This is a genomic window from Bacillus sp. AFS001701 (genome assembly GCF_002559405.1).
Classification (GTDB): Bacteria; Bacillota; Bacilli; order Bacillales; family Bacillaceae_G; genus Gottfriedia.
In genome coordinates this window covers 1-967 of sequence record NZ_NTZO01000514.1, presented here as the reverse complement: position 1 = coordinate 967, position 967 = coordinate 1, and the positions used below count along the sequence as shown (strand labels likewise).

Genomic DNA, 967 nt, shown 5'->3' with positions numbered 1-967 from the left:
AGAAAAAGAAAATAACTTACCCATAATAAATTCATGAGTAACTACTTAAGCAATAAGATGAAAAGAACATACTCATATTAGGTACGCTTTATTTTTACAGTAATCATTTAATGTCCTTAAAGATTAGCAGGAATTTAACTGAACAAGTTGAATTAAGTACTACAACTGGTAAATAATACAAAAAAATCACTTTGTTTACGTATCAATTCAACTTTATTATTAAAATAATTTTCTACTAGGCTTTCACTTTGATTCCTTAAAAAAAGTTTAAAAGCAAGGCTTAGGATGAAACAAATTATATACCTAAATCTGTCCAAAATTTAAATTTTGAGGTGTCAACATTGAAAGATATTTTACTTATTTTATTATTGCAATTGATTTATGTACCAGTCTTAACATTACGAACAATTTTTCTTGTAAAAGGGTTGAGTGTATCTGCTGCGCTTTTTGGTTTTTTGGAAGCAATTATTTATGTATTTGGATTGTCGCTTGTTTTTTCTGGAGACCAAAGTACATTATCAATGATTGTTTATGCTGTCGGATTTGGAATTGGTATTCTAATTGGAAGTTACGTAGAAAATCGCTTAGCGATCGGATATACGACTTTAGTAGTTAATTTAACGAATAAAAATAAATTGCTAATTAACCGACTTCGTGAGGAAGGATTCGGAGTGACTGTATTCCAAGGCGAAGGAAGGGACAGCGAGCGATATCATTTGGATATATTAACAAAACGTAATAGAGAACCCGAACTAATGGATCTTATTGAGCAGTATGAACCAAGTGCCTTTATTATTTCATATGAAGCAAGAAGGTTTAAGGGTGGATTTTTATTAAATGCAATGAAGAAAGCTAAACATAAGAAATCGAATATATTATAGACTCTATATAGAGTAAATAAAAAATCAGAGAAACTGGAATAAAGTTTCTCTGATTTTTTTTATTATATTAACTTTACCTTCCTTGG

General features: G+C 29.4%; 1 protein-coding gene. It reads left to right on the top strand.

The genetic code is table 11. From position 1 onward, the window contains the following. Window positions 1-341: 341 nt before the first annotated feature. Window positions 342-881, top strand: coding sequence for a DUF2179 domain-containing protein (locus CN514_RS21825; RefSeq protein WP_098234377.1), 540 nt, complete (start codon window positions 342-344; stop codon window positions 879-881). Window positions 882-967 lie beyond the last annotated feature (86 nt).